Annotated in this window: 21 protein-coding genes; 2 read left to right on the forward strand and 19 right to left on the reverse strand. The window is 55.1% G+C overall.

The window, feature by feature from the left end; translation table 11 throughout:
• The 12 genes from ACTIKR_RS03645 to ACTIKR_RS03700 form a co-directional block, all read right to left on the reverse strand.
• Positions 1 to 1,729, reverse strand: a 1,729-nt coding sequence (locus tag ACTIKR_RS03645) for an ABCB family ABC transporter ATP-binding protein/permease (RefSeq protein WP_442327176.1), incomplete at its 3' end; no start/stop codon positions are given.
• Positions 1,719 to 2,681, reverse strand: a complete 963-nt coding sequence (locus ACTIKR_RS03650; protein ID WP_193088631.1) for an oligopeptide/dipeptide ABC transporter ATP-binding protein — start codon at positions 2,679 to 2,681, stop codon at positions 1,719 to 1,721. The genes ACTIKR_RS03650 and ACTIKR_RS03645, both read right to left, overlap by 11 nt.
• The gene (locus ACTIKR_RS03655) at positions 2,674 to 3,726 is read right to left on the reverse strand and encodes an ABC transporter ATP-binding protein (RefSeq protein WP_226816863.1); all 1,053 of its coding nucleotides are present in this window, start codon (positions 3,724 to 3,726) and stop codon (positions 2,674 to 2,676) included. Before ACTIKR_RS03655 ends, ACTIKR_RS03650 begins: the two co-directional genes overlap by 8 nt.
• Complete coding sequence (gene ddpC, locus ACTIKR_RS03660; RefSeq protein WP_193088632.1) at positions 3,726 to 4,598, reverse strand: D,D-dipeptide ABC transporter permease; 873 nt, start codon at positions 4,596 to 4,598, stop codon at positions 3,726 to 3,728. Before ddpC ends, ACTIKR_RS03655 begins: the two co-directional genes overlap by 1 nt.
• Positions 4,598 to 5,611: an ABC transporter permease gene (locus tag ACTIKR_RS03665; protein ID WP_442327177.1), complete on the reverse strand. Its 1,014-nt coding sequence runs from the start codon at positions 5,609 to 5,611 to the stop codon at positions 4,598 to 4,600. Before ACTIKR_RS03665 ends, ddpC begins: the two co-directional genes overlap by 1 nt.
• 321 nt (positions 5,612 to 5,932) lie before the next feature.
• The gene (locus ACTIKR_RS03670) at positions 5,933 to 7,483 is read right to left on the reverse strand and encodes an ABC transporter substrate-binding protein (protein WP_226816865.1); all 1,551 of its coding nucleotides are present in this window, start codon (positions 7,481 to 7,483) and stop codon (positions 5,933 to 5,935) included.
• A 211-nt stretch (positions 7,484 to 7,694) separates the two neighbouring features.
• Positions 7,695 to 8,258, reverse strand: coding sequence for a D-alanyl-D-alanine dipeptidase (ddpX, locus tag ACTIKR_RS03675; RefSeq protein WP_193088633.1), 564 nt, complete (start codon positions 8,256 to 8,258; stop codon positions 7,695 to 7,697).
• A 158-nt stretch (positions 8,259 to 8,416) separates the two neighbouring features.
• Entirely contained in the window at positions 8,417 to 9,823 is a 1,407-nt protein-coding gene (locus tag ACTIKR_RS03680) for a tryptophan--tRNA ligase (protein WP_442327178.1), read from the reverse strand.
• A 24-nt stretch (positions 9,824 to 9,847) separates the two neighbouring features.
• Positions 9,848 to 10,939 (reverse strand): cell division protein ZapE, encoded by a 1,092-nt coding sequence (zapE, locus tag ACTIKR_RS03685; protein ID WP_193088635.1) that lies wholly within the window; start codon positions 10,937 to 10,939, stop codon positions 9,848 to 9,850.
• A gap of 180 nt (positions 10,940 to 11,119) precedes the next feature.
• Entirely contained in the window at positions 11,120 to 12,550 is a 1,431-nt protein-coding gene (gene lpdA / locus ACTIKR_RS03690; RefSeq protein WP_442327179.1) for a dihydrolipoyl dehydrogenase, read from the reverse strand.
• Between the two features lie 92 nt (positions 12,551 to 12,642).
• Positions 12,643 to 13,884: a 2-oxoglutarate dehydrogenase complex dihydrolipoyllysine-residue succinyltransferase gene (gene odhB, locus ACTIKR_RS03695; protein ID WP_193088637.1), complete on the reverse strand. Its 1,242-nt coding sequence runs from the start codon at positions 13,882 to 13,884 to the stop codon at positions 12,643 to 12,645.
• A 33-nt stretch (positions 13,885 to 13,917) separates the two neighbouring features.
• The gene (locus ACTIKR_RS03700) at positions 13,918 to 16,794 is read right to left on the reverse strand and encodes a 2-oxoglutarate dehydrogenase E1 component (protein ID WP_193088638.1); all 2,877 of its coding nucleotides are present in this window, start codon (positions 16,792 to 16,794) and stop codon (positions 13,918 to 13,920) included.
• A 580-nt stretch (positions 16,795 to 17,374) separates the two neighbouring features.
• Here ACTIKR_RS03700 and ACTIKR_RS03705 point away from each other — a divergent pair.
• Together ACTIKR_RS03705 and ACTIKR_RS03710 are read left to right on the forward strand one after the other, a co-directional pair.
• Positions 17,375 to 19,657, forward strand: coding sequence for an NADP-dependent malic enzyme (locus tag ACTIKR_RS03705; RefSeq protein WP_442327180.1), 2,283 nt, complete (start codon positions 17,375 to 17,377; stop codon positions 19,655 to 19,657).
• Positions 19,654 to 20,052, forward strand: a complete 399-nt coding sequence (locus ACTIKR_RS03710; protein ID WP_193088705.1) for a DoxX family protein — start codon at positions 19,654 to 19,656, stop codon at positions 20,050 to 20,052. Before ACTIKR_RS03705 ends, ACTIKR_RS03710 begins: the two co-directional genes overlap by 4 nt.
• Positions 20,053 to 20,400: 348 nt before the next feature.
• Here the strand turns inward: ACTIKR_RS03710 and ACTIKR_RS03715 are convergent, their stop codons facing one another.
• The 7 genes from ACTIKR_RS03715 to ACTIKR_RS03745 all read right to left on the reverse strand — a co-directional run bounded on the left by ACTIKR_RS03715 (position 20,401) and on the right by ACTIKR_RS03745 (position 26,173).
• On the reverse strand, positions 20,401 to 21,714 hold the full coding sequence (locus ACTIKR_RS03715) for a citrate synthase (protein WP_193088640.1): 1,314 nt from the start codon (positions 21,712 to 21,714) through the stop codon (positions 20,401 to 20,403).
• Positions 21,715 to 21,753: 39 nt separating this feature from the next.
• On the reverse strand, positions 21,754 to 22,014 hold the full coding sequence (locus ACTIKR_RS03720) for an FAD assembly factor SdhE (RefSeq protein ID WP_193088641.1): 261 nt from the start codon (positions 22,012 to 22,014) through the stop codon (positions 21,754 to 21,756).
• 6 nt (positions 22,015 to 22,020) lie between these two features.
• Positions 22,021 to 22,737, reverse strand: coding sequence for a succinate dehydrogenase iron-sulfur subunit (locus ACTIKR_RS03725; protein ID WP_193088642.1), 717 nt, complete (start codon positions 22,735 to 22,737; stop codon positions 22,021 to 22,023).
• Positions 22,738 to 22,747: 10 nt separating this feature from the next.
• Positions 22,748 to 24,526 carry a succinate dehydrogenase flavoprotein subunit gene (gene sdhA / locus ACTIKR_RS03730; protein WP_193088643.1) on the reverse strand — a complete coding sequence of 593 codons (1,779 nt, stop codon included), beginning with the start codon at positions 24,524 to 24,526 and terminating at the stop codon, positions 22,748 to 22,750.
• Between the two features lie 3 nt (positions 24,527 to 24,529).
• Positions 24,530 to 24,907, reverse strand: a complete 378-nt coding sequence (gene sdhD / locus ACTIKR_RS03735) for a succinate dehydrogenase, hydrophobic membrane anchor protein (protein ID WP_042070070.1) — start codon at positions 24,905 to 24,907, stop codon at positions 24,530 to 24,532.
• On the reverse strand, positions 24,907 to 25,320 hold the full coding sequence (sdhC, locus tag ACTIKR_RS03740) for a succinate dehydrogenase, cytochrome b556 subunit (protein ID WP_193088644.1): 414 nt from the start codon (positions 25,318 to 25,320) through the stop codon (positions 24,907 to 24,909). The genes sdhD and sdhC overlap by 1 nt, the downstream gene beginning before the upstream one ends.
• A gap of 97 nt (positions 25,321 to 25,417) precedes the next feature.
• On the reverse strand, positions 25,418 to 26,173 hold the full coding sequence (locus ACTIKR_RS03745) for a GntR family transcriptional regulator (RefSeq protein WP_193088645.1): 756 nt from the start codon (positions 26,171 to 26,173) through the stop codon (positions 25,418 to 25,420).
• Between the last annotated feature and the right edge of the window lie 111 nt (positions 26,174 to 26,284).

Consider the following 26,284-nt stretch of genomic DNA (forward strand, 5'->3'; position numbering starts at 1 on the left):
ACAGTCGGACATGAGATCCCTGTTCGACCACCCTACCCTGGTCCATGACCAGAACCCGGTCGGCGTCCACAATCGTGGACAAGCGGTGGGCGATAATCATGGTGGTGCGGCCTTTGGTGATTTTGTACAGTTCATCCTGGATCGCTCTTTCGGTGCGCGTATCCAGTGCACTGGTCGCTTCATCCAGCACCAGTATGGGCGGATTTTTCAGGATGGTGCGGGCAATGGCCACGCGCTGCTTCTCGCCGCCAGACAATTTCAGACCGCGCTCGCCCACCTGCGTATCATAGCCCTCCGGCAGCGACATCACGAATTCGTGAATGCTGGCAGCCCTGGCAGCTTCCAGCACTTCGTCCCGTGTCGCATCAGGACGCCCATAGGCAATGTTGTAATAAATACTGTTATTGAACAGGACCGTGTCCTGTGGCACGATCCCGATATGCTGGCGCAGACTCAGTTGCGTGTACTCCCGGATATCACGACCATTGATCGTGATTCGTCCTGATGTGACATCGTAGAAGCGAAACAGCAGCCGCGACAGCGTGGATTTGCCGGCGCCCGAGGTCCCAACAACGGCGACCGTCTCGCCCGCACCAATGGCAAAGCTCACGTCGTGCAGTATCTGTCTTTCCGGCTCATATGCAAAACCCACATGTTCAAAGCGGATTTCTGCATTGCGCGTATCCATCGGCACGCTTTGTGACGTGTCTTCAATTTCCTGGTGCTGATCAAGAATACCGAACATGCGCTCCATGTCCGACAGGGAGTTCTTGATTTCTCGATAGATGAATCCGAGAAAATTGAGCGGCGCATACAGCTGCGTCAGGTAGGCCGAGATCAGAACAATATCTCCCACCGTCATCTGACCGGTAGTTACCCGGCTGGCTGCCATCCACAACAATACCACCATGCCAAACGTGATAATGACGCCCTGACCGGCATTCAGCAAGTTCAGCGAGATCTGGTTTTTGACCGCCGAGTCTACCCAGCCGCCCAGATTGGTATCGTAGCGATTGATCTCGTACGATTCGTTATTGAAATACTTTACCGTCTCGTAATTGATCAGGGCATCGATCGCCTGCGTGTTGGCCATACTGTCCAGGCTGTTCATACGCCGGCGCATGACCATGCGCCGCTCCGTTACCACAAGGGTGAACACGATATAGGCGGCGATGGTGGCCAGGATGACAACCGCAAACCAGATGTCATAGCGAACCAGCAGAATCACCATGACCATGGTCAGCTCAAGCAGGGTCGGCAGAATGTTGAACAGGGTGAAGTTGAGCAGAAAACCGATTCCCTTGGTGCCCCGATCCATGTCGCGACTGAGGCCACCGGTCTGCCTGTCCAGGTGATAGCGAATGGACAGACCGAAAAGATGCGTAAAGATTGTGGTGGCAATACGTTGTATCGAGCCCTGCGTGACTTTGGCAAACAGGGCGTCACGCAACTCAGAAAAGACACTGCTGGAGATACGAGCAAAACCGTAGGCCAGCAGCGCGGCAACCGGCAACATCAGCGCCGTTCCGGGCAGGCTGAGCTGGTCGACAATATCCTTGAGATACACGGGCAGCATGACGCTGGCCACTTTGGCGATCACCAGACAGGCAAGCGCGGCCATGACCCGCCATTTGAACATCCAGATATAAGGCAGCAATGAAACAATGACGCCAAATCCTTTTTTTCTTGCTGCACGTGCGGCGTCTGCCTGCGTTTTGTTATTTTCCATCGGGTTCATCATGATCGTAACGGTGGCACCGGACACTATGCATCGGCGTTTCTGTGGATATGGGTTTGAGCTGTTGCTGCTGTTCACATCCCTGCTTGCGAAAAGCGCAACGATCCAGGAAAAAGCAGCCCGTTGGCAACACGCGATTGCCCGGCAATTCAGGAATGGCCTGCACCCCTCTCTCTGGCAATGGAGCGCCCAGCTCCGGTACCGCATCCAGCAATAGCCGGGTGTAGGGATGGCGCTGCCGGGCGAGCACCTGGGCGGTATCTCCCAGTTCCACGATCTGCCCCAGATACATGACCGCAATACGGTTGCTCATATGCCGGATGACCGAAACATTGTGTGAAATCAGGATATACGTGAGCTGGTGTTCCCGCTGCAAAGTGAACAGCAGATTGATAATCTGCGCCTGGACTGAAATATCAAGCGCCGAGGTCGGCTCGTCGAGCACGATCACATCCGGATCGGACGCCAGTGCCCGGGCAATGGCAATGCGCTGGCGCTGGCCCCCCGAAAATTCATGCGGATACCGGTTCAGATAATCTGGCGACAGACCGACCTGTACAGCCAGCCGGGCAGCGCGCGCCCGCATGGCCGACTCCTGGGCTTCGCCTTTGACGTAAGAAGGTTCGGTGATGATTTTCCAGACGGGCAAACGCGGATCAAGCGAGGATTGTGGATCCTGGAAGACAATTTGTACATTGGGCTGGCCACGGTCATTATTCCAGCGCAATTGACCTTGCGACGGCTGTTGCAGGCCGATCAGCACCTGAGCCAGGGTCGTTTTGCCGCAACCTGATTCGCCCACCACACCCAGCGTTTCGCCGCGCGCCACGGTCAGGTCCACGCCATTGAGCGCATGTGCCCAGGTTCGGGCTTTGCCGCGCCAGTTGCGTTTTACGGGAAAGCGGACATGAATGTCGTCAAGTGTCAGGACAGCTTCAGACATTGTGCTCCTCCCGGACCGTCATCCAGCAGGCAGCAGCATGCCCGGAGGAACCGGCCACCGGCGTGAGCGCCGGAATCTGGCTACAGGCCGCAGCCTGCAAATTGCAGCGGTTACGAAAAGCACATCCTTCAGGCAAAGCTGCCAGGTTTGGCACTTGCCCGGCAATAGCGAGCAGCGGCGCGCCCGGGCTGGCGTTTTCTGGCAACGCGCCAAGCAATCCTCGGGTGTATGGATGGCTTGGCCGATTAATCACATCGGTGGCTGCGCCCTGCTCTACCACGCTACCTGCGTACATTACGTAAATCCGTTCACAGAATTGCGACACTACTGCCATGTCATGCGTAATAAGCAAAATAGCCGTTCGGGTTTTTTTTGCCCGTTCGCGCAGCAGCATCAGGACTTGTTTCTGCACCGTGACATCAAGGGCCGTTGTCGGCTCATCGGCGATCAGCAACGACGGATCACAGGAAAATGCCAACGCAATCATGATCCGCTGGCGCATTCCGCCGGACAGTTCGAAGGGATAGGCATCGAACACATGCTCCGGGTCGGCAATATGCATGTCCCGCAGCAGCGAGATGGCACGTTCGCGCGCCTGTTTCGGTGAAAGCGCAGTATGCTTCCTGATGACATCTGTAATCTGGCGGCCAACCCTCATGGTCGGGTTCAGCGCAGTCATGGGCTCCTGAAAGATCATGGCCATATCGCTGCCGCGAATCTGGCGCATTTGCTTTTCCGAAGCCTCCAGTATGTTCTTTCCTGATTTATGAATACTGCCCTTGCGAACAATATAATCTTGTTGCGGTATCAGGCGCATGCTCATCATTGCGGTAACAGACTTTCCCGAGCCCGACTCGCCGACAATACCAACGATTTCACCCGGCTGCACCCGAATGGTCACGCCATTGAGCGCCCGCACAGCACCCCGGTAGATTGGAAATTCAATATGCAGATTATCTATGTCCAGTACAGGCGGGATGCTGTCCCGCCCGGCTGCCGGCGCCACAACGTGCCGCTGCGTATTGGGCTGACTGTTCGGCGTCATTATTTCACCTTCTGTTTCGGGTCCAGCATATCACGAACACCATCGCCCACAAGATTGAACCCAATGGCGGTGATCAGGATCGCAACACCAGGAAACGTCGAATACCACCACTGATCCAGCAGGAAATTACGGCCCGAGGCAATCATTGCCCCCCATTCGGCGGTTGGCTGCTGCGCGCCCAAACCGATAAATCCGAGCGCGGCCGCCATCAGGATGGCATTGCCGATATCCAGCGTCATTTGCACAATTATCGGCGGTAATGCATTGCGCAACACATGCCAGCGCACGATATGTCTTTTGCCGGCGCCGAATGTCCTGGCAGCCTGCACATAAGCCATCTCGCGAATGCTCAGCGTCTGGCCGCGCGCCAGCCGCACATAATAGGGAATACGCACGATCGTAATGGCAATCATCGCATTGAACAGGCTCGGCCCCAATGCAGCGGCCAGCGCCATCGTCAATACCAGCGATGGGACCGACAGCACGATATCCATTGCACGCATGATAATCGTGTCTACGGTCCGGCCGATTACACCGGAAAAGCAGCCTATCACCGAACCGATAGCGCTGGCCACGAATGCAACGAAAACGCCGACGCCAATGGATTGGCGCGCACCGTACAATACCCTGCTGAACAGGTCCCGCCCGACTTCGTCTGTCCCGAAAAAGTGCATGGCCGATGGTGGCAACAGCCGACTGCCCAGGTCAACGGCATTCGGATTGTGCCCGGTAAGCAGTGGCGCCAGCAACGCGGCAAGACACATGAGGACAATCAGCACAAGCCCGAGCAGCATCATGGGACTGCGACGCAGCTGATACCAGAAATAAGAGAGCGAATAGGACAGTTGCGAAGTTGCGGTAATGGCAGCCATCAGCCTGCATCCTTGATACGTGGGTCCAGTATGCTGTACAGCAGATCAACCAGCATGTTGAGCAGGACATAGACAAACGAGACCAGCACCGCAAATCCCATCACTGCCGGAAAATCCAATGCCTGGATGGATTCGACTACATACAGACCCATGCCGGGCCAGCCAAAGACCGTCTCGGTCAGCACCGCGCCGTAAAGCAGATCACCCATGGCCAGGCCCAAAACGGTCACGGACGGGATCAGGGCATTGGGAAGCGCATGACCCAGGATGATTTTCCAGCGGCTCAACCCATAAGCCTGGGCGGTACGTACATAATCTTCGGATAGCTGCTCCAGCATGGAGGAGCGGATCTGCCGGGCTACAACGCCCAGATGGACGAAACTCAGGGTAAAGGCCGGCAGCACCAGGTGCTCAACGGTGCTGACAAACAAATCCCAGTCCCCGGCAATAAGCGAATCAACCAGGAAAAAACCGGTGACAGTCGGCGGCTCACCCAGCAGGCTGTCGATACGGCCGCCGGAAGGAAACCAGGACAAATGGCCGTAGAAAATAATCAGCAAGCCCAGCCCCAGCCAGAATGCCGGCATGGAAATACCCGTCACGGCCAGGGTGCGCGCCAGCTGGTCAATCCAGGAGTTTTTGTATACTGCCGACAGAACGCCCAGGGGAATGCCAAGCAGCATGGAAAAAATCAGCGCCACAATGGCCAGTTCGAGCGTAGCGGGGAAAAAAGCGAGAAGATCGTCGACAACCGGGCGGCCTGTGCGGATGGACGTGCCCAGATCCGCGTGCAACAGCCCTTTCAGGTAGACCCAGTACTGCTCGTAGAGCGGCAGATCCAGTCCAAGCTTCTGCCGGATGCCGACCACGATTGCTTCGGTCGCCCGATCACCGGCAATCAGCCGTGCCGGGTCGCCGGGAATCAGATGAGACACGATGAAAGTGATCACTGATACACCCAGCATGACCAGAATGAGCCAGGGCAGGCGCTTACACAATATCTGGAAAAACAAAACAGGCCCTTTCGTAAATTGGTGTCGGTATCTTGTCAAAGGCAAGACGAGCCCTTCACCCAGTTGATCAACCTACGACAAGCGCTTACGATCAGAAGACTCTCGCACAGGCTGGGTTTCTTGCAAAATAGCCGTAAAGCGCCACCGACATCGCGCAAAGGCAGGCAATAGTCACGGCGTCTATAGCATTGCTTACGGCTTGAAAAAAGCGAAACGCCACAGCCTGGCACACATGGCCGTTGCCAGGTCGCTTTATGGCGCTGCCGGCTGCATCAGTGGCAATGTTGGGGCCACATGCACACCCGGCATTGCCTGTTGATGTCAGTCTTTAGAAATATCCGCTACATTGTAGACGTCATGCAGCATAGGATTATATGCATAGCCCTTGACATTGTCGCGCAAACCCATTTGGTTACTGTGCTGGAACAGATAGACATAGACGTAATCTTTCACAACCTGCTTTTGCGCCTGTTGGTACAGATCGGTTCGTTTGGCCTGGTCGGTTTCCTGGGCAGCCTGGCGCACGAGTTTGTCCACTTCAGGATTGGCATAGAACGAACGGTTGCCGGGTAGCCCTTGTTTGGACGAATCAAACCAGTAATTCATGAACATGAACGGGTCAGCAAAATCCGGAGACCAGTTGCCGATCGAGATATCAAAGTCGCCTTTGCCAAGACGGTCGCGCATGGTGGCATTGGCCAGTTTTTCCAGCTTCACTTTGACACCGACCGCCTGAAGACTGGCCTGGACCGACAGTACAATGGGCTCCCAGTACGGCTCTTTGGTGGAGTACAGCAAGGTAAGCGGCTTGGCCGGCGCTTCGCTGCCTATGCTTGCCTTGGCCGCCGCCACATCGGTTTTGAAAGCAGGCGCAGCATCGTCATGCGCCCACATGCCCTCTGGGATAGGGCCATTAAGCGGCTTTGCTTCGCCATTCATAATGCCGTTGATCATGCCACTGTAATCGACGGCCTGGGCAATCCCCTTGCGCAGTGAAACATTAGTCAGAGGGCCGGTTTTGTTGTTCAGATACAGATACGAAACCAGTAGCGACGGCACTTTTTTGAATACCACGCCGCTGGCATTTTCCATGGCTTTGACCTGATCAGGCTGGATGCTGCCTACGATGTCCAGATCGCCATTTTGCAATTGCAGCCGCCGCGCCGATGCTTCGGGCACGATTTTAAACGCGACTTTTTCAAGTGCCGGCTCGCGCCCGCCGTAATGCGGGTTGCGCTCCAGGATCAGACTCTGGCCTTTGTTCCATTTTGCCAGTTGATACGGTCCTGAACCGGCCGTATGCCCGGCCAGGTATTTGTCTGCACCGCCCGCCTGCTGTTCTACGGCAGGATTGACAATGCCCGCGCCGTTGTTGGCCAGAATATTCAGAAATGGAGCAAAGGGTTTATCCAGTTTGAACTCGACCGTCATGGGATCCTTGACCGTGACCTGCAACCCGGAAGGGAACGGCTCGGACGGGCCTTGCTTCATTTTCATGAGGCGATCAAAACTGTATTTGACAGCCTGCGCATTAACGGGCGTGCCGTCACTGAACTTTTGCCCGTCATTCAGGGTAAAGGTCCAGGTCAGCTTGTCTGCAGAGGTCGTCCAGCTTTTTGCCAGTTCCCCTTCGACTTCGGTAGCGCCGCCGCCCTTGTATTTGATCAGGCGCTGATAGCTGGGATAAGTAATGGACCAGTCATTATTGTCCATGGTAACGGCAATATCCAGCATTTGCGGATCGGCATTCTTGGAGATGACCAGCATGTTCTTGGGTGTGGCCGCCTGCGCGGCAACGCCGACAGACAATCCCAGGGTGGTGGCACAGGCCACCATGAATGCGTTTCTTATAAACGTACGGCGAACTGACATGGTAAGACTCCGGTAGATTGTCCTGATAACAGGCACCCGGCCCGATCGCCGCTACCCAGGCGGGCTTCACCAGAGTGTAGCGGTCGACAGGCACTGGCGACAATGACTGGAATGCAGGTCACTGAATTGACACGCAAGCTGCACATGAAGGACAGATCTTAGCAAATGTAATTGGAATAGGAAATAGTCATATATCCCTATACCAGGATCGCTATACCGTTACCAGCGTACTTTCGATGACCGGGTAGGCACCTGAGTTTGGCAATTCGTAATGCCACCATTCGGACTTGATGCCCCGAAATCCCGCATGCAGCATGATGCCCAGCAATAGCAGCCGGTTTTTCTGCACCGATGCGGGCAGATCTGCATAATCGTGGTGCGACGCATCTTCCATGGCGTCAAAGCCCGTGCCCATATCCAGTTCGATACCGTGCTCGTCCAGCAAAGTAACGTCCACTGCCGTGCCGCGCGAGTGATGCGATCCCTGTGACGGATCCGCAACATACTGGGCATCGGGCAACGCCGACCAGAAGATATGCTGCGCTGCAGGCGGTCGGTAGCAATCGAAGACCTTGAGAGTATATCCAGCGGAACGGGCCAGCTGCGATGCCCTGAGCAATAATGGCGCGGCATCCTTGTGCAATGCGCACAGGGCGGTCTGATACACAATGCGCCCTGCGATGTTGTTGCTACTGGCATAAACCAGATCAATGACAACGCCATACTGTGCTTCATTGATGATAAGCAAATCCTGATCGGTCACCCGGGTATCCATATGCTGACTCTGTTAGAAAAATGGGGGTAATATTGCCATTGCGTAATGTCGAGTGCCACAAGCCTTATCCGGCAAGCGGCGCCCGGCAACCAGGATAGTAGCAGCAAACCCATGCTTGCATGCGTTTGCTGCTACTGCCAGGCCATACGGCCGAGCGACTAAGCGTCGCCGGCAGGCGCCAGCGACTCGACAGCCTGCAACAAACGCACAATCAGCGCTTCGCGCTCCATATCCGATTGCATGGCCGGGCTCGAACCCACCGCCTGCTCGTCCAGCACGACAGTGACGCTGTAGTCGGGATTGCGGTGGATCAGCGAGCGCAGATCCAGTGACAGCAGTTGCGATGCGAACTGCCCGGCCTGTTTGGGCTCAGCATAGGCGCCTGACAATAGCAGCGTATCGCCATCGGCCGAAACCAGACGACTGCGGAAGGCACCGTCTTCATCACGAAAACTGATAAATCGGGCCGTTTTGCCACTTTTCTTTTTCACTGGCGCCGCGCTTTTTACGCGTGTCCCATTGCGCAAGCCTACGGCCTCACGAATTTGCTGCATGAACGGGACTGCCAGTTTGCGCGCCTTGGCAGCGCCCGCCTGCAAAACATCTTCAATCCGCTCGGGGTTGTCCATCAGCGCGACATACTGTTCGCGCATCGGCGCCACAATGGTTTCCAGATGTGCTGCCAGTTTTTTCTTGGCATCGCCCCAGCCCATGCCATCAGCCAGTTCGCGCCGGAAATTTTCTGTGTCCTGGGGTGTTGCAAACGCCTTGTAAATCAGAAACAGATGGGAAGCATCGGCGTCCTTGGCTTCACCAGGCGCGCGTGAGTCAGTCACGATCCGCGAAATGGCGTTTGACAATGCCTTGGCGCCGCCCTCGAAAAGCGGAATGGTGTTGTTGTAGCTCTTGGACATTTTACGGCCGTCCAGGCCGGGCAGCGTCGCCACGTCTTCGTCAATCTGTACATCGGGCAGCACAAAATAATCCCGCCCTGCCCCGTACTGGTGATTAAAGCGCTGTGCGATATCGCGCGCCATTTCCAGATGCTGGATCTGGTCACGACCGACCGGCACGCGGTTGGCATTGAACATCAGAATATCGGCGGCCATCAATACGGGATAAGAGAACAGCCCCATATTCACCCCGTCATCAGGTTCAACGCTGCGGGCCACATTCTGATCCACCGATGCCTTGTAAGCATGGGCGCGATTCATCAGGCCCTTGGGCGTAATGCACGTCAATATCCAGCTTAATTCCGGAATTTCCGGCACATCCGACTGTCGATAGAAGGTGACCTTGTCGGGATCCAGCCCTGCCGCAAGCCAGGTCGCGGCAATTTCTAGGCGTGAACTGGCCACGCGTAGCGGGTCATCACATTTGATCAGTGCATGATAGTCGGCCAGAAAAAAGAAGGCATCGACATTGAGCTGGCGGCTGGCCGCAACGGCCGGCCGGATCGCGCCCGCATAATTGCCCAGGTGCGGTGTTCCGGATGTGGTAATGCCCGTCAATACGCGCACATTCCGGCTTGCGCCATTGGTCGGGGAAGTTTGTTCAGCACTCATATTCTGTTTCCAACTGCAATAGTATTAAAGTTTCACCGACAATCGTCTTTCTGACTCAAGATACTCTTTGGACTGCATTTCGGTAATACGGGACACGGTCCGATGAAATTCATTGGCCAACACGCCTTCGGTATACAGTTCCTCGGGAGGACATTCGGCCGACATGATCAGCTTGACATGGTGATCATACAGGACATCGATCAGCCAGGTAAAACGCCGGGCCTCGGACGAGTGCCGGGGCATCATGCGGGGCACGCCGGAAAGAATGATCGTCTGATAGCGATTGGCCAGTTCCAGATAGTCATTCTGTGACCGCGGTCCGCCGCACAGTTCCGCAAAACTGAACCATACCACCGATCCGGCGACCGCCACGGCCCGGATCATCCGGTTCTCGATATGCAGATGCGTATCCTGGGGCGCCGTTTCGGCCAGACTGTCAAACGCTTGCTGCAATTGCGCCTGGATCTCATCATTGAGCGGCGTCAGGTACATGCGTACCTGTTCCAGCGTCCGTTGACGGTAATCGATGCCCGTGTCCACATTAACCACATCCATGCGTTTCTGGATCAGGGCAATGGCCGGCAGGATCCGGTCACGGTGCAAGCCGTCGGGATACAGTGTCGATGGCTCATAATTGGAAGTCATGATAAAGCTGGTGCCATTGTCAAACAGATTGAGCAGCAGCTTGTATAGAATCATGGCATCTGCAATATCCGAGACATGGAACTCATCAAAACAGATCAGCTTGTACTTGTCGCTGATGATGCGCGCCACTTCGTCCAGCGGATCGCTCTTGCCACGCAACGCCTGCAACTGGTGGTGGACGCTGCGCATGAACTCATGAAAATGGATCCGCGTCTTTTGCTCGATCTGAACCGTCATGAAGAACGAGTCCATCAGAAAGCTTTTGCCGCGACCGACCCCGCCCCACATGTACACGCCGCGCGGTGGCTCGGGCTTGCGAAAAAACCGTCGGAAGGGTTTGCCCAGCTCCTGCTGATAGGCAACCAGTTCGTCGGCAAAAACCTGCAGACGAGCAATGGCCCGCTGCTGGGCCTCATCGGCCCGATAGCCGCGCTCAGCAAGGGTCTTTTCGTAATATTGCAGTACGTTCATGAAGCAGGTCGATTCGAATCAATTCGGATTGATGGCAGGCCAGACAGACCGATAGGATCGTACCGCAGGAACAGGCCGGGGTGCCAGTGGCACCCCGGATTGCCCGATACGGATATATCAGACTGACGGCCGGCACCGGTCAACACGGGTGCCCTTGCCGTATTCAACATGGTGTGCCGATCAGAAGTTCAGGGCACGTTTATCAACGGCCAGTGCGGCTTCCTTGAGCGCTTCGGACAAGGTGGGATGTGCATGGCAAATACGCGCGATATCTTCAGAGGCGCCTTTGAATTCCATGATGGTGACTGCTTCGGCAATCAATTCCGAAGCCATGGGGCCGATAATATGCACGCCCAGCACCTCGTCTGTCTTGGCATCGGCAATCACCTTGGCAAAGCCGGTCGTGTCGCCCAAAGCACGGGCGCGGCCGTTGGCCAGGAATGGAAAGCTGCCTGTGCGGATTTCGCGTTTTTCTGCCTTCAGTTGCTGTTCGGTCTTGCCGACCCATGCAATTTCCGGAGAGGTGTAGATGACCCAGGGGATGGTATCGAAGTTGACATGGCCGTGCTGACCGGCAATGCGTTCGGCAACGGCAACACCCTCTTCTTCGGCTTTGTGCGCCAGCATCGGGCCGCGCACCACATCACCCACTGCCCAGACGTTTGGCAGATTGGTCTTGCATTCTTCGTTAACGCTGATGAACCCGCGCTCGTCCAATTGCAGGTCGACACTGTCCGCGTTCAGGTTGCCGGTAAAAGGCACCCGACCAATAGAGACAATCAGTTTGTCTACTGCAAGCGACTGTTCGGCGCCCTTGGCGTCGGTATAGGGTACGGTGACTGTCTTGGCTGTGGATTTGATCTCGCCGATTTTGACGCAGTTTTCAATTTTCAGACCCTGTTTGGCAAATGCTTTCTGCGCTTCCTTGGCCACCTGGACGTCGGCTGCACCCAGAAATTCAGGCATGGCTTCCAGAATGGTCACTTCGGCGCCCAGGCGACGCCAGACGCTACCCATTTCCAGACCGATCACACCAGCGCCAATCACGCCCAGTTTCTTGGGCACGCCAGCAATACGCAGGGCGCCATCATTGGACAGAATCTGTTTTTCGTCAAAAGGCAGGCCAGGCAAGGCGCGTGCGACCGAACCGGTAGCCACGATCACATGGGTCGCGGTCAGACTTTCCGCTTTCTTGCCAGTGACGCTGATTTTCCAGCTGCCGTCTTCGGCCTTGCCATCGAACGCACCTACGCCGGAAAAGAAAGTGACTTTGTTCTTTTTGAACAAATATAGAATACCGTCGTTGTTCTGTTTGACAACCGTGTCCTTGCGACCGATCATGTTTTCCAGTTTGAGCTTGACGCTGCCCAGTTCAATGCCATGCTCGGCAAAATGGTGGTTGGCCTGTTCAAAATGCTCGGACGATTGCAGCAGGGCTTTGGACGGAATGCAGCCGACATTGGTGCAAGTGCCGCCTGGTTTGGGATTGCCGGCCTCATCAGCCCAGGCATCAATACACGCAACTTTTTTGCCCAGCTGCGCAGCGCGAATCGCTGCAATGTAGCCGCCAGGACCGGCACCAATTACGACAACGTCAAATTGTGAAGACATAATTTTCTCTTGATTTCGATAGAGCAGATGCGCTTGCACGCATCCTATGAAAAACGCGCGCCCCGCGAAGGGGCGCATTCAGACTGCGTCGATTACAGTTCCAGCAGTAGGCGTTGCGGATCTTCCAGCGCCTCTTTCATGGCAACCAGACCCAGCACCGCTTCGCGGCCATCAATGATACGGTGATCGTATGACATGGCCAGGAAGTTGATCGGACGAATGACCACCTGACCATTCTCTACCACAGGGCGGTCCTTGGTGGCGTGAACGCCCAGGATGGCAGACTGCGGTGGATTGATGATGGGAGTGGACAGCATGGAACCGAAGACACCACCATTGGAAATGGAGAAGGTGCCGCCAGTCAGGTCTTCCAGGCTGATTTTGCCTTCGCGGGCTTTAACACCGTACTCCGCAATGGTTTTTTCAATTTCGGCAAAAGACAGCTGGTCTGCATTGCGCACAATAGGCACCACCAGACCGCGCGGGCTGCTGACCGCGATACCGATATCAAAGTACCCGTGATAGATAATATCTTTGCCATCGACAGAGGCGTTGAGCAACGGATATTTTTTCAATGCGGCAACCGCAGCCTTGACGAAAAAGGACATGAAGCCCAGTTTCACACCATGTTCTTTTTCAAAGCGATCTTTGTAGGCATTACGCAGATCGATCACTGCCTTCATGTTGACTTCGTTGAAAGTCGTGAGAATGGCGTTTTCCTGCTGCGACTGGATCAGGCGCTCGGCTATACGCGCACGCAGGCGAGTCATTGGCACGCGCTGTTCCGGGCGGCCATCAAGAGACAGGCTGGTCGCGGCGCCAGCAGATGCGGCAGGCGCTGCGGGTTTGCCAGAGGCAGCGGCGGCGTCGGCCTTGGTCACACGACCATCACGACCAGAACCCTCTACGTCACCAGCAGCAATACCTTTTTCAGACAGGATTTTGCTGGCGGCGGGAGATGCAACGCCTGCACTGCCTTTGCTGGCTTCGGCGGCCTTGGCTGGGGCGGCTTCGGCCTTGGCAGGCTCGGCAGCAGCCGGCTGGGCCGCAGGCGCAGCAGCGGCGGCTTCAGGCGCAGCTGCTGCGCCTTTTGCCTCGGTGTCAATTTTTGCCAGCAACTGCCCTGAAGTGACCGTGCTGCCATCGCCCTGGGCGATTTCAGTTAGCACGCCACTGGCCGGTGCAGGCACTTCCAGAACGACCTTGTCGGTTTCGACTTCGATCAGGGTTTCATCCTGAGTTACAGCTTCGCCTACTTTCTTTTTCCACTCAAGCAGGGACGCCTCTGAGATCGATTCGGAGAGCTGAGGAACTACAACGTCAATAATAGCCATTTTCGATAATTCGTAAAATTGTAATTAGACCGCTTACTTGGTCAGAATGAACCCTTTGAGCTTGGGCGCAAAAGCCTGTTCCACCAAGGCTTTTTGCTGCTCAATATGCTTGGCCATATAGCCAACCGCAGGAGAGGACGAAGCGATACGTCCGGCATAACCCAGGCGCTGTCCGGACGACATATCTTCATACAGGTGGTGCTGGATATAGAACCATGGTCCCTGATTCTGAGGCTCGTCTTGTACCCAAACGACTTCCGTCGCATTCGGGTACTTGGCCAGCTCACTGGCAAACGACTTGTGTGCAAACGGATACAGCTGCTCTACCCGCAGGATCGCAACGTGACTGGCATCCCGTTCCTTGCGTGCGTTCATCAGATCATAGTAAACCTTGCCTGAGCACACCAGCACGCGCTTGACTTTCTTGCCGTCAAGGTTGCTGTCGATTTCACTCAGGATAGGATGGAATTCGCCGGAGGCCAGATCGCTCAGCGGTGAGGTTGCGTCCTTGTTACGCAGCAGTGATTTTGGCGTGAAGATCACCAGCGGCTTGCGGAATGGCCGAATCATCTGGCGACGCAGCAGATGGAAAATCTGTGCGGCATTCGTTGGCTGCACACACTGCATGTTATGGTCGGCGCACAGTTGCAAAAAGCGTTCGATACGTGCCGAAGAGTGCTCTGGTCCCTGACCTTCGTAGCCGTGCGGCAGCATCAGCGTCAGACCGGACTGGCGTCCCCATTTGGCTTCGCCTGAACTGATGAACTGGTCAATCACAACCTGCGCACCGTTGACAAAATCGCCGAACTGCGCTTCCCAGATAACCAGAGTGTTTGGCTCGGAGCAAGAATAGCCGTACTCAAAACCCAGTACCGCCTCTTCGGACAGCACTGAATCGATGACCGTGAACGGCGCCTGGGAATCGGAGACATTCTGCAGTGGAATATAGGTGCCATCGTTCCAGCGCTCACGTTTCTGATCATGCAATACAGCGTGGCGGTGCGTAAAGGTGCCGCGTCCCGAATCCTGGCCCGTAATACGGATGGTATAGCCCGATGCCACCAGCGTCGCTAACGCCAGATGTTCGCCCATGCCCCAGTCCAGGTTTTGCTCGCCCATTGCCATTGCACGGCGGTCGGCGAGCAGTTTTTTCACCAGGTTGTGGGGCGTAAAGGTGTCTGGCACAGTGGTAATGCGCTCGCCAATACGTTTGAGTTCGGCCAGCGGCACAGCCGTATCGGCACTGTCTGTCCACTTGGCGCCCAGAAACGGCGTCCAGTCAATGGAATATTTGTTTTTGTAGTCGGTAAGAACGGGCTCGACGGTTTTCTGGCCGTCTTCCATTAGCCGGCGATAGTTTTTGACGAACTCTTCGCCTTCGCCATCAGCCAATACGCCCTGCGCGGTCAGTTTGTCTGCATAGATTTTGCGCGTGCCGGGGTGCGCGCCAATGCTCTTGTACATAAGCGGCTGCGTCAGCGACGGCGTATCCTGCTCGTTATGACCCAATTTACGGTAGCAGATGATGTCTACAACCACGTCATGGTTAAACTCCATGCGGTAGTCCAGCGCCAGGCGTGTTGCGAAAACCACGGCTTCGGGATCATCGGCATTCACGTGAAAGACCGGTGCTTCGATCATTTTTACTACATCGGTACAGTAAAGCGTTGAACGTGAGTCGCGCGGGTCAGATGTGGTAAAGCCGATCTGGTTGTTAATTACGATATGCAGGGTACCGCCGGTGCCGTAGCCGCGTGTCTGCGCCATATTGAGCGTTTCCATGACCACGCCCTGGCCAGCAAAGGCCGCATCACCGTGCACCAGCACAGGCAACACCTGCTGCCCCAGCGGGTCGGCACGGCGTTCCTGACGAGCCCGCACACTTCCTTCCACAACCGGGTTAACAATTTCCAGATGCGAAGGGTTAAATGCCAGGGAAAGGTGAACCGGGCCACCGCGAGTGGACAGATCGCTGGAAAAACCATTGTGATACTTCACATCGCCATCGGTCAGGCCTTCAGCATGCTTGCCTTCAAACTCGGCAAACAGGTCGCCGGGCATTTTGCCCATGATGTTGACCAGCATGTTCAGGCGGCCACGGTGAGCCATGCCCACGATAATTTCCTGAACGCCCAGATCGCCTGCGTGGTTGACCACCTCGTCCATAGCAGCGATAAAGCTTTCACCGCCCTCGAGTGAAAAGCGCTTCTGCCCCACATATTTCGTGTGCAGGAAACGCTCCAGCCCCTCGGCTTCGGTCAGTTGCTGCAGAATGCGTTTCTTGGTGTCGCCATCGAAAGAGCCGTTGGCATGAGTAGACTCCAGGTGTTCCTGAACCCAGCGCTTGGCCTTGGGATCGGACATATGCATAAACTCGACGCCGACAGCGCCGCAATAGGTATCACGCAGGGAGTTGAGGATTTCACGCAAGGTCATGGTGCCTTGTTTCGTGAAATAAGTATTGGTGGCAGAGTACACCTGGTCCAGATCGGCGTCGTTCAGGCCGTAAAAGGCGGGATCGAGTTCTGGAATTTCGGGACGCTCACGGCGTTTCAACGGATCAAGCTGGGCCCAGCGCACCCCCAGGGTGCGATAGGCAGCGATTAATGACTGGACATGAAGCTGTTTGCTGGCCACCTCCAGGGTGGGCGCGCCTCCCCGTGCAGCTTGAGCAAAGGCGTTGGCCTTGGCGCGCTGGGCAAAGGAAGTGACAACAGAATAGTGGCTCTGGTCCCGGGTGCTTTGGGCCCCGTCTGTGGCAGGTGCATGCTGAAGCTGATCAAAATAGTCGCGCCAGTGGTCAGCCACTGCAGCCGGATTGGTCAGGTACTCTTCGTACAGTTCTTCAACGTAGGGAGCATTACTCCCAAATAAATAAGAGGTAGATTTTTTTTCAGTTTCCGTCGTCATAAATCGCTTCACCGTTGCGGGTGTTTCACCCTTTGAGATGCAGGTATACCTTCCGGGTTACGGCTAGACCGAGTTGCGGATAGCGGGCAGAAGGCACATAACATAGCCTTGATAGCCAATGCATTAAAGTATAACCATCGGGAAGGCTTAATCCAAGGAACTTTTTCGATTATGCAAGAAATTACCGGTTTCAATCGATTGTGCTTGGTATATTTTGATAATTCGTTGCTAACGACCCACGCCATGAAAGCGGTAGCCCGGCTTTGCCACAATTGTCTGGCAAAGCGTAAAGAGCAAACCGGCGGTTGACCGTTTCGATGAACGGGTCGCTGCATCCTGTTCCCTGGCCATCCAGTGAATAGCCGCCACTGCCCTGCCCGCTAACCAGGAGCAGCGCCAGGTTGATAGCCACGCCAACAGAAATCGGCAACGCCCCAAGCGCGGGTCGGGGCAGTTGCCGCCTGCAGCCGCAGGGGCCAAGTTGCCGCCGGAACGCGGGCATCGGCGTTATCATATCGAAACTGCGATTCAAGCATAGCAATGAGCATAACAATATTGTTGAACCTTAAGGATAAAAACCATGAGTCACGACCGTAACAAACTTGCCCTGGATTACCACGCCTATCCGACACCGGGCAAAATTTCCGTTACTCCGACCAAACCGCTGGCCAACCAGGATGACCTGTCGCTGGCCTATTCGCCCGGCGTCGCGGCGGCATGCATGGCCATTTTTGCCGATGGCGATATGGCTGCATCAAAATACACCTCGCGCGCCAATCTGGTCGGCGTCATCACCAACGGTACTGCAGTGCTCGGACTGGGCAATATCGGCCCGCTGGCCTCCAAGCCGGTCATGGAAGGCAAAGGATGCCTGTTCAAGAAATTTGCCGGCGTTGACGTATTCGATATCGAACTGGCCGAAAACGATCCCGACAAGCTGGTAGATATTATCGCCGCGCTGGAACCCACGCTGGGCGGTGTCAATCTGGAAGACATCAAGGCGCCGGAATGCTTCTATATCGAGAAAAAACTGCGCGAACGCATGAAAATCCCGGTATTCCACGATGACCAGCATGGCACGGCCATTATTTCCTCGGCCGCCATTCTCAATGGCCTGAAAATCGTCGGCAAGGACATCGGCAAGATCAAATTGGTATGTTCCGGCGCCGGCGCGGCCGCGATTGCCTGCCTTGATTTGCTGGTCAATCTGGGCGTTGCTCGCCAGAATATCTATGTCGTAGACTCTCGCGGCGTAATCTGGGAAGGTCGCGACCAGAACATGGAACCGAACAAGGCGCGTTACGCACAGAAAACAGATGACCGGACCCTGGCCGATGTGATGCGCGACACCGATGTATTCCTGGGCTGCTCGGCCAAGGATGTACTGAAACAGGACATGGTTGTTACCATGGCGCGCTCGCCTCTGATTCTGGCCCTGGCCAACCCGGACCCTGAAATCCGTCCCGAAGACGCCAAAGCAGTACGCCCGGACTGCATTATCGCGACCGGCCGCTCTGATTACCCTAACCAGGTCAATAACGTTCTTTGCTTCCCCTTTATCTTCCGCGGCGCGCTGGACGTGGGCGCCACCCGCATTACCGAAGAAATGAAAATGGCCTGCGTACAGGCCATTGCCGAGCTGGCACAGGCCGAGCCAAGCGATGAAGTCGCACTGGCCTACGAAGGACAGGATCTGAGCTTTGGCCCCGAATATATTATTCCGAAGCCTTTTGACCCCAGGCTAATCGTCCAGATTGCGCCGGCCATTGCCAAGGCGGCCATGGAATCGGGTGTCGCAACCCGTCCGATCGAAGACATGGATGCCTATCGCCAGCAACTGCTGGGCTTCGTGTATCGCTCAGGGCCGTTGATGCGTCCCCTATTCAAACAGGCACGCACCACCCCACCGAAACGCGTGGTCTATGCCGATGGCGAAGACGAGCGTGTATTGCGCGCAGCGCAGACGGTCATCGACGAACAGCTGGCCTATCCGATTCTGATCGGACGCCCTGCCGTGATCGAAATGCGTGTCAAGAAACTGGGGCTGCGCCTGGCGGCCGGCACCAACATGGAAGTGGTCAACCCCGAAGACGACGAACGTTTCAACGAAACCTGGACGGCTTACTACAAGATCAAAGGTCGTGATGGCGTCACGCCCAATGTGGCAAAAGCCATGGTACGCAAGCACAATACCCTGATCGGTGTCTTGCTGATGGAGCGCGGCGACGCCGATGCCATGATCTGCGGCGTTGGCAGCCGCTTTGACAACCAGCTCAAATATGTGTCGGAAGTGATTGGCCTGAAGGAAGGCGTGACCACCTATGCGGCGATGAACGTGCTGATTCTGCCTGACCAGACCCTGTTCATTTGTGATACTCATGTAAACGAAGATCCGACCGACGAACAGGTCGCAGACATTACGATCCAGGCTGCCGATGAAATGATCCGCTTTGGCATTCAGCCCAAAATCGCCTTGCTGTCGCACTCCAATTTCGGCAGCCGTCCTTCGGATTCGTCGCGCAAGATGGCCTCGGCCCGCCGCCTGATCGCACAGCGCCGTCCAGACTTGGAGGTGGATGGCGAGATGCATGCCGATGCCGCATTGTCCGAACGCATCCGCCTGGACGCCTATCCCGACTCCAGCCTGACCGGTCGCGCCAATCTGTTGATCATGCCAAATCTTGATACCGGCAATATTACCTACAACATGCTGAAAATGACCGGCAGCCATGGCATTGCCATGGGACCGATCCTGCTGGGCGCTGCCAAGCCGGTGCACATCCTGACCACCAGCACGACCACAAGGCGCATCGTCAATATGACAGCGCTGGCCGTCGTTGATACGCTTGGGGAGTCCAAATAATGCGCTCGGACGATCTGTCAAAACTGGTGCTGCGCCTGACACTTGGCATTCTCCTGCTCATGCACGGCATCTTCAAGGTGCAACACGGCATCGGCGGAATTATCGGCATGGTTTCCTCTACCGGCCTGCCCGGATGGCTGGGTTATGCCGTTTACATTGGCGAAGTGATTGCGCCGATCCTGCTGATTGTGGGCCTTTATTCGCGTATTGCCGCAGTGCTGATTGCGATCAACATGATCGTCGCCATTATGCTGGCGCATAGCGGCCAGCTGTTCATGGTGACGGGCAACGGCGCACTCAGACTGGAAACGCAATACTTCTTCCTGTTTACCGCTGTCGCCGTCTTTTTTGCCGGCGCGGGCCGTTTCAGCATGAATAGCCCGTACAACAACTAGTACGGCACGCAAAACCTGCTGTCTGCATAAGCGATAGCAGGGTCTCGCCGCCAGCCAGCCGAATCACCACCGTGGTTCGGCTTTTTTTCGCGCCCCGATTTTTTTCATGGTCCGATTGTGTCAGGCATGGCCGGCGCAATCAGCACCACGGCACACGTGGCCAACGCAAGATCACACGCTCAATGTCCCATCCAGAACGGCCGTTCACGGCAGGCGTCGCCCTGCTGGCAAAATACATAAGAGCAAAACGCATAAGATGAGCGACAGCGGAACGAACACAAACAGACAGACGAAAAAAAACCGCAGACCGAATATCTGCGGTTTTTTTCGACAAGCAACACGCAAGAATTATTTGCGGGTCTCGATATTGCCAACATCACGAGCCGAGTAGCCGGTATACAACTGGCGTGGGCGGCCGATTTTGTAATCAGGATCAGACAACATTTCGTTCCACTGCGCAATCCAGCCCACTGTACGAGCCAGCGCAAAAATCGCGGTGAACAGCGATGTGGGAATGCCGATGGCGCGCTGCACGATACCTGAGTAGAAATCGACGTTCGGGTACAGCTTGCGCTCGACGAAGTAAGGATCTTCCAGGGCGATACGTTCGACTTCCATCGCCAGCTTGAACAATGGATCGTCTTGCAGACCCAGTGATTCGAGCACTTCCTTGCAGGTCTCCTGCATCAGTTTGGCGCGAGGATCGTAGTTCTTGTATACGCGATGGCCAAAACCCATCAGACGCACGCCTGAGTTTTTGTCCTTCACTTTTTCCATGAACTCGCCCACTTTGTCGATACCGCCGTTAGCTTGCAGGTCTTCCAGCATGTTCAGGCAGGCTTCGTTGGCGCCACCATGAGCGGGGCCCCACAGGCAAGCCACGCCGGCAGCAATCGCCGCAAACGGATCGGTGCCTGAAGAACCGCAAAGCCGCACAGTCGACGTAGACGCATTCTGCTCGTGATCGGCATGCAGAATGAAAATGCGGTCAAGCGCACGCTCTACCACATCGTTGACTTTGTATTCTTCGCAAGGCGTAGCGAACATCATGCGCAGGAAGTTGCCTGTGTAGGACAGGTTATTCTGTGGATAGATATAAGGCTGGCCCAAAGAATATTTGTATGCCATGGCCACCAGCGTCGGCATTTTCGCGATCAGACGAATAGCTGAAATGTGACGATGCTCAGGGTTGTTAATATCTGTAGAATCATGATAGAACGCAGACAGCGCACCAACCAGGCCGGTCAGCACAGCCATCGGGTGGGCGTCACGGCGAAAGCCACGCAGGAAAAAATGCAGCTGCTCGTTGACCATTGTGTGATGCGTTACTGTCTGGTCAAACTCTTCTTTCTGTGCTGAGTTGGGCAACTCGCCGTTCAGGACCAGGTAGCAGATATCCAGGAAACTGCACTTGACTGCCAGTTGCTCTATAGGGAATCCACGGTACAGCAATTCGCCTTTTTCACCGTCAATATAGGTAATGGCCGATTCGCAGGCCGCTGTGGACATGAAGCCGGGATCATAGGTAAACATGTCGGTCTGGCTGTACAGCTTGCGGATGTCAATTACATCCGGTCCTACCGTGCCCTTGTAAATAGGCAGCTCAATCTTCGTAGAATCATCTGAAAAGCTCAGAATCGCTTTCTTGTCAGAGAGGTTCATTTAACATCCTTAAGAAAAAACCAGACTTCGGTCTGCCTGCTATCCCTGCCGCATCAAGTCGATAAGGCGTTGTATATTAGGCGTATCATAGATACCTTCCGGATTGGCGCGGTCAAGAAGAATATCAAGCAGACTGTTGTCATCAAGTTCAAAAAGCTGGGTGAGTGACGAGACATCCTCGTCAGTCAACTCCTGTTCATAACGATCCAGAAATTTGGTAATGATCAGATCGTTTTCAAGCAGTCCCCGGCGGGCACGCCAGCGAAGACGCGCCCGTTCCAGTTCGGTTAGTGTGGTCATCTTTGATCAGACCGCACGACGAACCATCAGTTCCTTGATTTTGCCAATTGCCTTGGTCGGATTCAGTCCTTTCGGACATACATCGGCGCAATTCATAATGGTATGGCAACGGAACAAACGGTATGGGTCATTCAGATTGTCAAGACGGGCATTGGTATCCTCGTCGCGACTGTCTGCAATAAACCGGTAAGCCTGAAGCAATCCGGCAGGGCCGACAAATTTGTCAGGATTCCACCAGAATGAAGGACAGGACGTGGAGCAGCATGCGCACAGAATGCATTCATACAGACCGTCGAGTTCTTCGCGGGCTTCGGGCGATTGCAGGCGTTCTTTTTCCGGCGGCGGCGTATCGTTGACCAGATACGGGCGCACGGAGTGATACTGGTTAAAGAAGTGCGTCATATCGACGATCAGATCGCGAATGACCGGCAGACCGGGCAATGGGCGCAGAACAATCGGCTCTTTGAGCTCGTTCAGATTGGTCGTGCATGCCAGACCGTTTCGGCCATTGATGTTCATGGCGTCGGAGCCACATACGCCTTCGCGGCAGGAACGGCGGATGGCCACACTATCATCAACGTCATTCTTGATGCGGATAATGGCGTCGAGCAGCATCTTGTCTGTCGGTTCCAGTTCCACTTCCAGTTTCTGCATGTAGGGACGCTCGTCCTTGTCAGGATCGTAGCGATAAATCTCGAATTTCATGATACGTTTTGTGCTCATAATACTCTGCTTAGAATGTACGTGCTTTTGGAGGGAACGACTCGACGGTCAGCGGCTTCATATGCACTGGTTTGTACTCCAGGCGGTTATCCGCAGAATGCCACAATGTATGCTTGAGCCAGTTCACGTCGTCACGCTCAGGGTGATCATTCAAGGCATGTGCGCCGCGGCTTTCTGTACGATTCGCTGCCGACTGGATCGTGGCACGCGCCACTTCAGTCATATTGGCCAGTTCCAGGGCTTCGACGCGCGCCGTGTTGAAGACTTTGGATTTGTCATCAAACTTGACGTGCTTGGCCTGTTCGGCCAGTTCGTCTATCTGGCCGACACCTTCTTTGAGCAATTCGAGGGTACGGAACACACCGCAGTGACGCTGCATGGACGCGCGAATGCTGTTGCCCACGTCCTGTACTTTTTCACCGTTCGTACGCGATTCCAGTTCATTAACGCGTGACAGTGAGAAGTCCAGCGATGCCTTTGGCAGATCCTGATGCGACATCTGGCGCTCCAGATGCGACTCTACAATCCGGTTGCCTGCTGCACGACCAAAGACCACCAGGTCCAGCAGCGAGTTGGTGCCCAGGCGGTTGGCGCCGTGCACGGAGACGGCAGCGCATTCGCCAATCGCATACAGGCCGTTAACGATTTTCTCTTCGCCGTTTTCCCAGGTAACCACTTCGCCATGATAGTTGGCCGGAATGCCGCCCATCTGATAATGGATGGTAGGCACCACGGGAATAGGTTCCTTGATCGGATCCACGTTGCCGAACTTGATGGCAATCTCGCGAATGGAAGGCAGGCGTTTGTTAATGACATCTGCGCCAAGGTGATCCAGTTTGAGTACCACGTAGCTGCCATCAGGACCACAACCGCGGCCTTCCTTGATTTCCTGATCCATTGAGCGCGACACAAAATCGCGCGGCGCCAGATCTTTCAGGGTTGGCGCATAACGCTCCATGAACCGCTCGCCATCCTTGTTCAACAGGATACCGCCTTCGCCGCGCACCCCTTCGGTAATGAGTACGCCGGCGCCGGCTACGCCGGTGGGGTGAAATTGCCAGAATTCCATGTCCTGCAGACAGATGCCGGCGCGGGCAGCCATGCCCAGGCCATCGCCGGTATTGATGAAGGCATTGGTGGAAGCCTGCCAGATGCGACCGGCACCACCGGTAGCCAGCACGACAGCCTTGGCTTCCAGAATATAGATTTCACCGGTTTCCATTTCGAGCGCGGTGACACCCACGACATCGCCGGCCTCGTTGCGCAGCAGATCCAGCGCCATCCATTCAACGAAGAACTGGGTGCGCGCGGCAACGTTTCGCTGATACAAGGTATGCAGTAGCGCGTGTCCGGTACGATCAGCTGCGGCACAGGCGCGCTGTACGGGCTTTTCGCCGAAGTTGGCGGTGTGACCACCAAAAGGACGCTGGTAGATGGTGCCATTGGCATTACGGTCGAACGGCATGCCAAAGTGTTCGAGTTCGTAAACGGCATTGGGCGCCTGACGGCACATGAACTCGATGGCATCCTGGTCGCCCAGCCAGTCGGATCCCTTGACGGTATCGTACATATGCCAGTACCAGTTGTCTTCGCTCATATTGCCCAGCGAAGCACCGATACCGCCCTGCGCGGCTACCGTATGGGAACGGGTTGGAAAAACCTTGGAAAGGACGGCGACGGATAATCCGGCCTGAGCCAATTGAAGGGAGCAGCGCATACCGGACCCGCCGGCACCTACAACCACTACATCAAACTGGCGGCGCGGTAATGATGAATTGATAGCGACCACGGCTTATAAACTCCAGACAATTTTTGCGAAATACAGGACGGCGGCAATCAGCCACAGGATAGTGAGCACCTGCAACGTCAGTCGGACACCTACGGGTTTGACGTAATCCATCCAGATATCGCGCACGCCGATCCACGCATGCCAGGCAAGCGAGAAAAAAGCCAGCGTTGCGGCAATCTGCCCGACGGGCAGGCCCCAACAGGAGAACGTAAAGAAACCCTTCCAGGATTCGTAGTTAATGGGGGTAAACAGCGCTGCAATCAGGAAAATGACTGAATACACAGCCAGAATCACGGCTGTAATACGCTGCACGATGAAATCCTTGATACCGTAGCCGGCACCCACAACCAGCCGCTTAGTACCTACCAGTTCCTTGGCCATCAGATCGCTCCAAACATTTTAACGGCGAACACCAGGGTCAGCGCCAGGCTGACTCCCATTACCACAGCGGCGCTTTTCTGTGCCGAGACCTTGTCGATACCGATATGCAGATCAAGAACCAGATAACGGATGCCTGCGCACAGATGATGCATGAAGCCCCACAGCAAAACCAGCAGGATCAGCTTGAGAATGAAACCACCCGCCCCACTGCCCAACGATGCAAAACTTTCCGGCGAAGCCACGCTGGCTGCAAAAAGCGGGATCAGAATGATGGGAAGACTGAGAAAAAGCAGAGCGCCACTGATTCGATGCAAAATAGACACTTTGCCAGCAGCCGGCAGGTGGTATTTTGTAATCTGGGCAATATCAATATTACGATATTGCGGGCGCTGTTTTGACGGGGTGTCTGACATAACGGCCTCTAGGAAACAAACTACAACAAATTAAAAATAAAAAACGCACGTAAAAAGGCGAAGAACCGCTGTCCGGTCCCCGCACTTTCTGATCGAATTAGTTTAAACCATTTCGATAATGATAATGTTCTGTAACATATAAACCGCGGCGAATCTCCATGGGCCTGTCCCCATAGGTGTAGGAAACGCGATTAACCTGCAGCAGCGGCGTACCTTGCTCGACTTTGAGCAGCTCGGCGGTTTCGGCGTCACAGGCCACGGCCTTGAGTTTTTCATCGGCGCGAACCATGTTTACACCGAATTCCGTCTCGAAAAACCCGTATAGCGGACCGTTCATTGCCTGAAGCCTTTCAATGCTCAGCCCCTTGAATCCCTCTCCTGGGAGCCAGATTTCATCAAGCACCGTGGGAACCGCACCAAAGGACATGATTCGCCGGATATAAATCACCGAGTCGCTGCCGCGTAGCAAAAGCACACGGGCCACATCCTGCGTCGCACGCTGGCGACTGCACTGCAGATAGACACTTTGGGCACGCGCCGCATTTCCTTCGCTATCGGATTTTAACCTTAAAAAACGATAGCGAACCTGCGCTTCATGGTGCGTAGCAACAAATGTTCCCTTGCCCTGACGACGAATCAGCAGATTCTCGGCCGCCAGCTCGTCAATTGCCTTGCGCACTGTGCCCTGGCTAACCTGAAAGCGTGCTGCCAGTTCAAGTTCGCTGGGGATGCTCTCACCCGGCTTCCATTCGCCTTCATGCAAACTGTGGACCAGCAGGTCTTTGATCTGTTTGTACAAAGGGCTGAATGCCGCAGCAGACGATTTCAACGAGGGGGTTGGGATTTCAGACATGTTCTGTGAACAAATTAAAACCTGTTTATTATCTCATATTGCAAGCAGAATTGTCTATTCTTATATAAGATATAAGTTATAAGACAATTTGACGATACCGCAGATTTCTAC

The sequence above is a fragment of the Advenella sp. genome, assembly GCF_052108595.1.
In the GTDB taxonomy this organism is placed as follows: domain Bacteria; phylum Pseudomonadota; class Gammaproteobacteria; order Burkholderiales; family Burkholderiaceae_B; genus Advenella.

Coding starts and splice junctions, on each gene's coding strand:
- ACTIKR_RS03745 (WP_193088645.1), bottom strand. CDS start 26,173: ATGTCTGAAATCCCAACCCCCTCGTTGAAATCGTCTGCTGCGGCATTC.
- ACTIKR_RS03700 (WP_193088638.1), bottom strand. CDS start 16,794: ATGACGACGGAAACTGAAAAAAAATCTACCTCTTATTTATTTGGGAGT.
- ddpX (WP_193088633.1), bottom strand. CDS start 8,258: ATGGATACCCGGGTGACCGATCAGGATTTGCTTATCATCAATGAAGCA.
- lpdA (WP_442327179.1), bottom strand. CDS start 12,550: ATGTCTTCACAATTTGACGTTGTCGTAATTGGTGCCGGTCCTGGCGGC.
- ACTIKR_RS03715 (WP_193088640.1), bottom strand. CDS start 21,714: ATGAACCTCTCTGACAAGAAAGCGATTCTGAGCTTTTCAGATGATTCT.
- zapE (WP_193088635.1), bottom strand. CDS start 10,939: ATGAACGTACTGCAATATTACGAAAAGACCCTTGCTGAGCGCGGCTAT.
- ddpC (WP_193088632.1), bottom strand. CDS start 4,598: ATGGCTGCCATTACCGCAACTTCGCAACTGTCCTATTCGCTCTCTTAT.
- ACTIKR_RS03720 (WP_193088641.1), bottom strand. CDS start 22,014: ATGACCACACTAACCGAACTGGAACGGGCGCGTCTTCGCTGGCGTGCC.
- ACTIKR_RS03670 (WP_226816865.1), bottom strand. CDS start 7,483: ATGTCAGTTCGCCGTACGTTTATAAGAAACGCATTCATGGTGGCCTGT.
- ACTIKR_RS03680 (WP_442327178.1), bottom strand. CDS start 9,823: ATGAGTGCTGAACAAACTTCCCCGACCAATGGCGCAAGCCGGAATGTG.
- ACTIKR_RS03650 (WP_193088631.1), bottom strand. CDS start 2,681: ATGTCTGAAGCTGTCCTGACACTTGACGACATTCATGTCCGCTTTCCC.
- ACTIKR_RS03655 (WP_226816863.1), bottom strand. CDS start 3,726: ATGACGCCGAACAGTCAGCCCAATACGCAGCGGCACGTTGTGGCGCCG.
- ACTIKR_RS03725 (WP_193088642.1), bottom strand. CDS start 22,737: ATGAGCACAAAACGTATCATGAAATTCGAGATTTATCGCTACGATCCT.
- ACTIKR_RS03705 (WP_442327180.1), top strand. CDS start 17,375: ATGAGTCACGACCGTAACAAACTTGCCCTGGATTACCACGCCTATCCG.
- sdhD (WP_042070070.1), bottom strand. CDS start 24,907: ATGGCCAAGGAACTGGTAGGTACTAAGCGGCTGGTTGTGGGTGCCGGC.
- odhB (WP_193088637.1), bottom strand. CDS start 13,884: ATGGCTATTATTGACGTTGTAGTTCCTCAGCTCTCCGAATCGATCTCA.
- sdhC (WP_193088644.1), bottom strand. CDS start 25,320: ATGTCAGACACCCCGTCAAAACAGCGCCCGCAATATCGTAATATTGAT.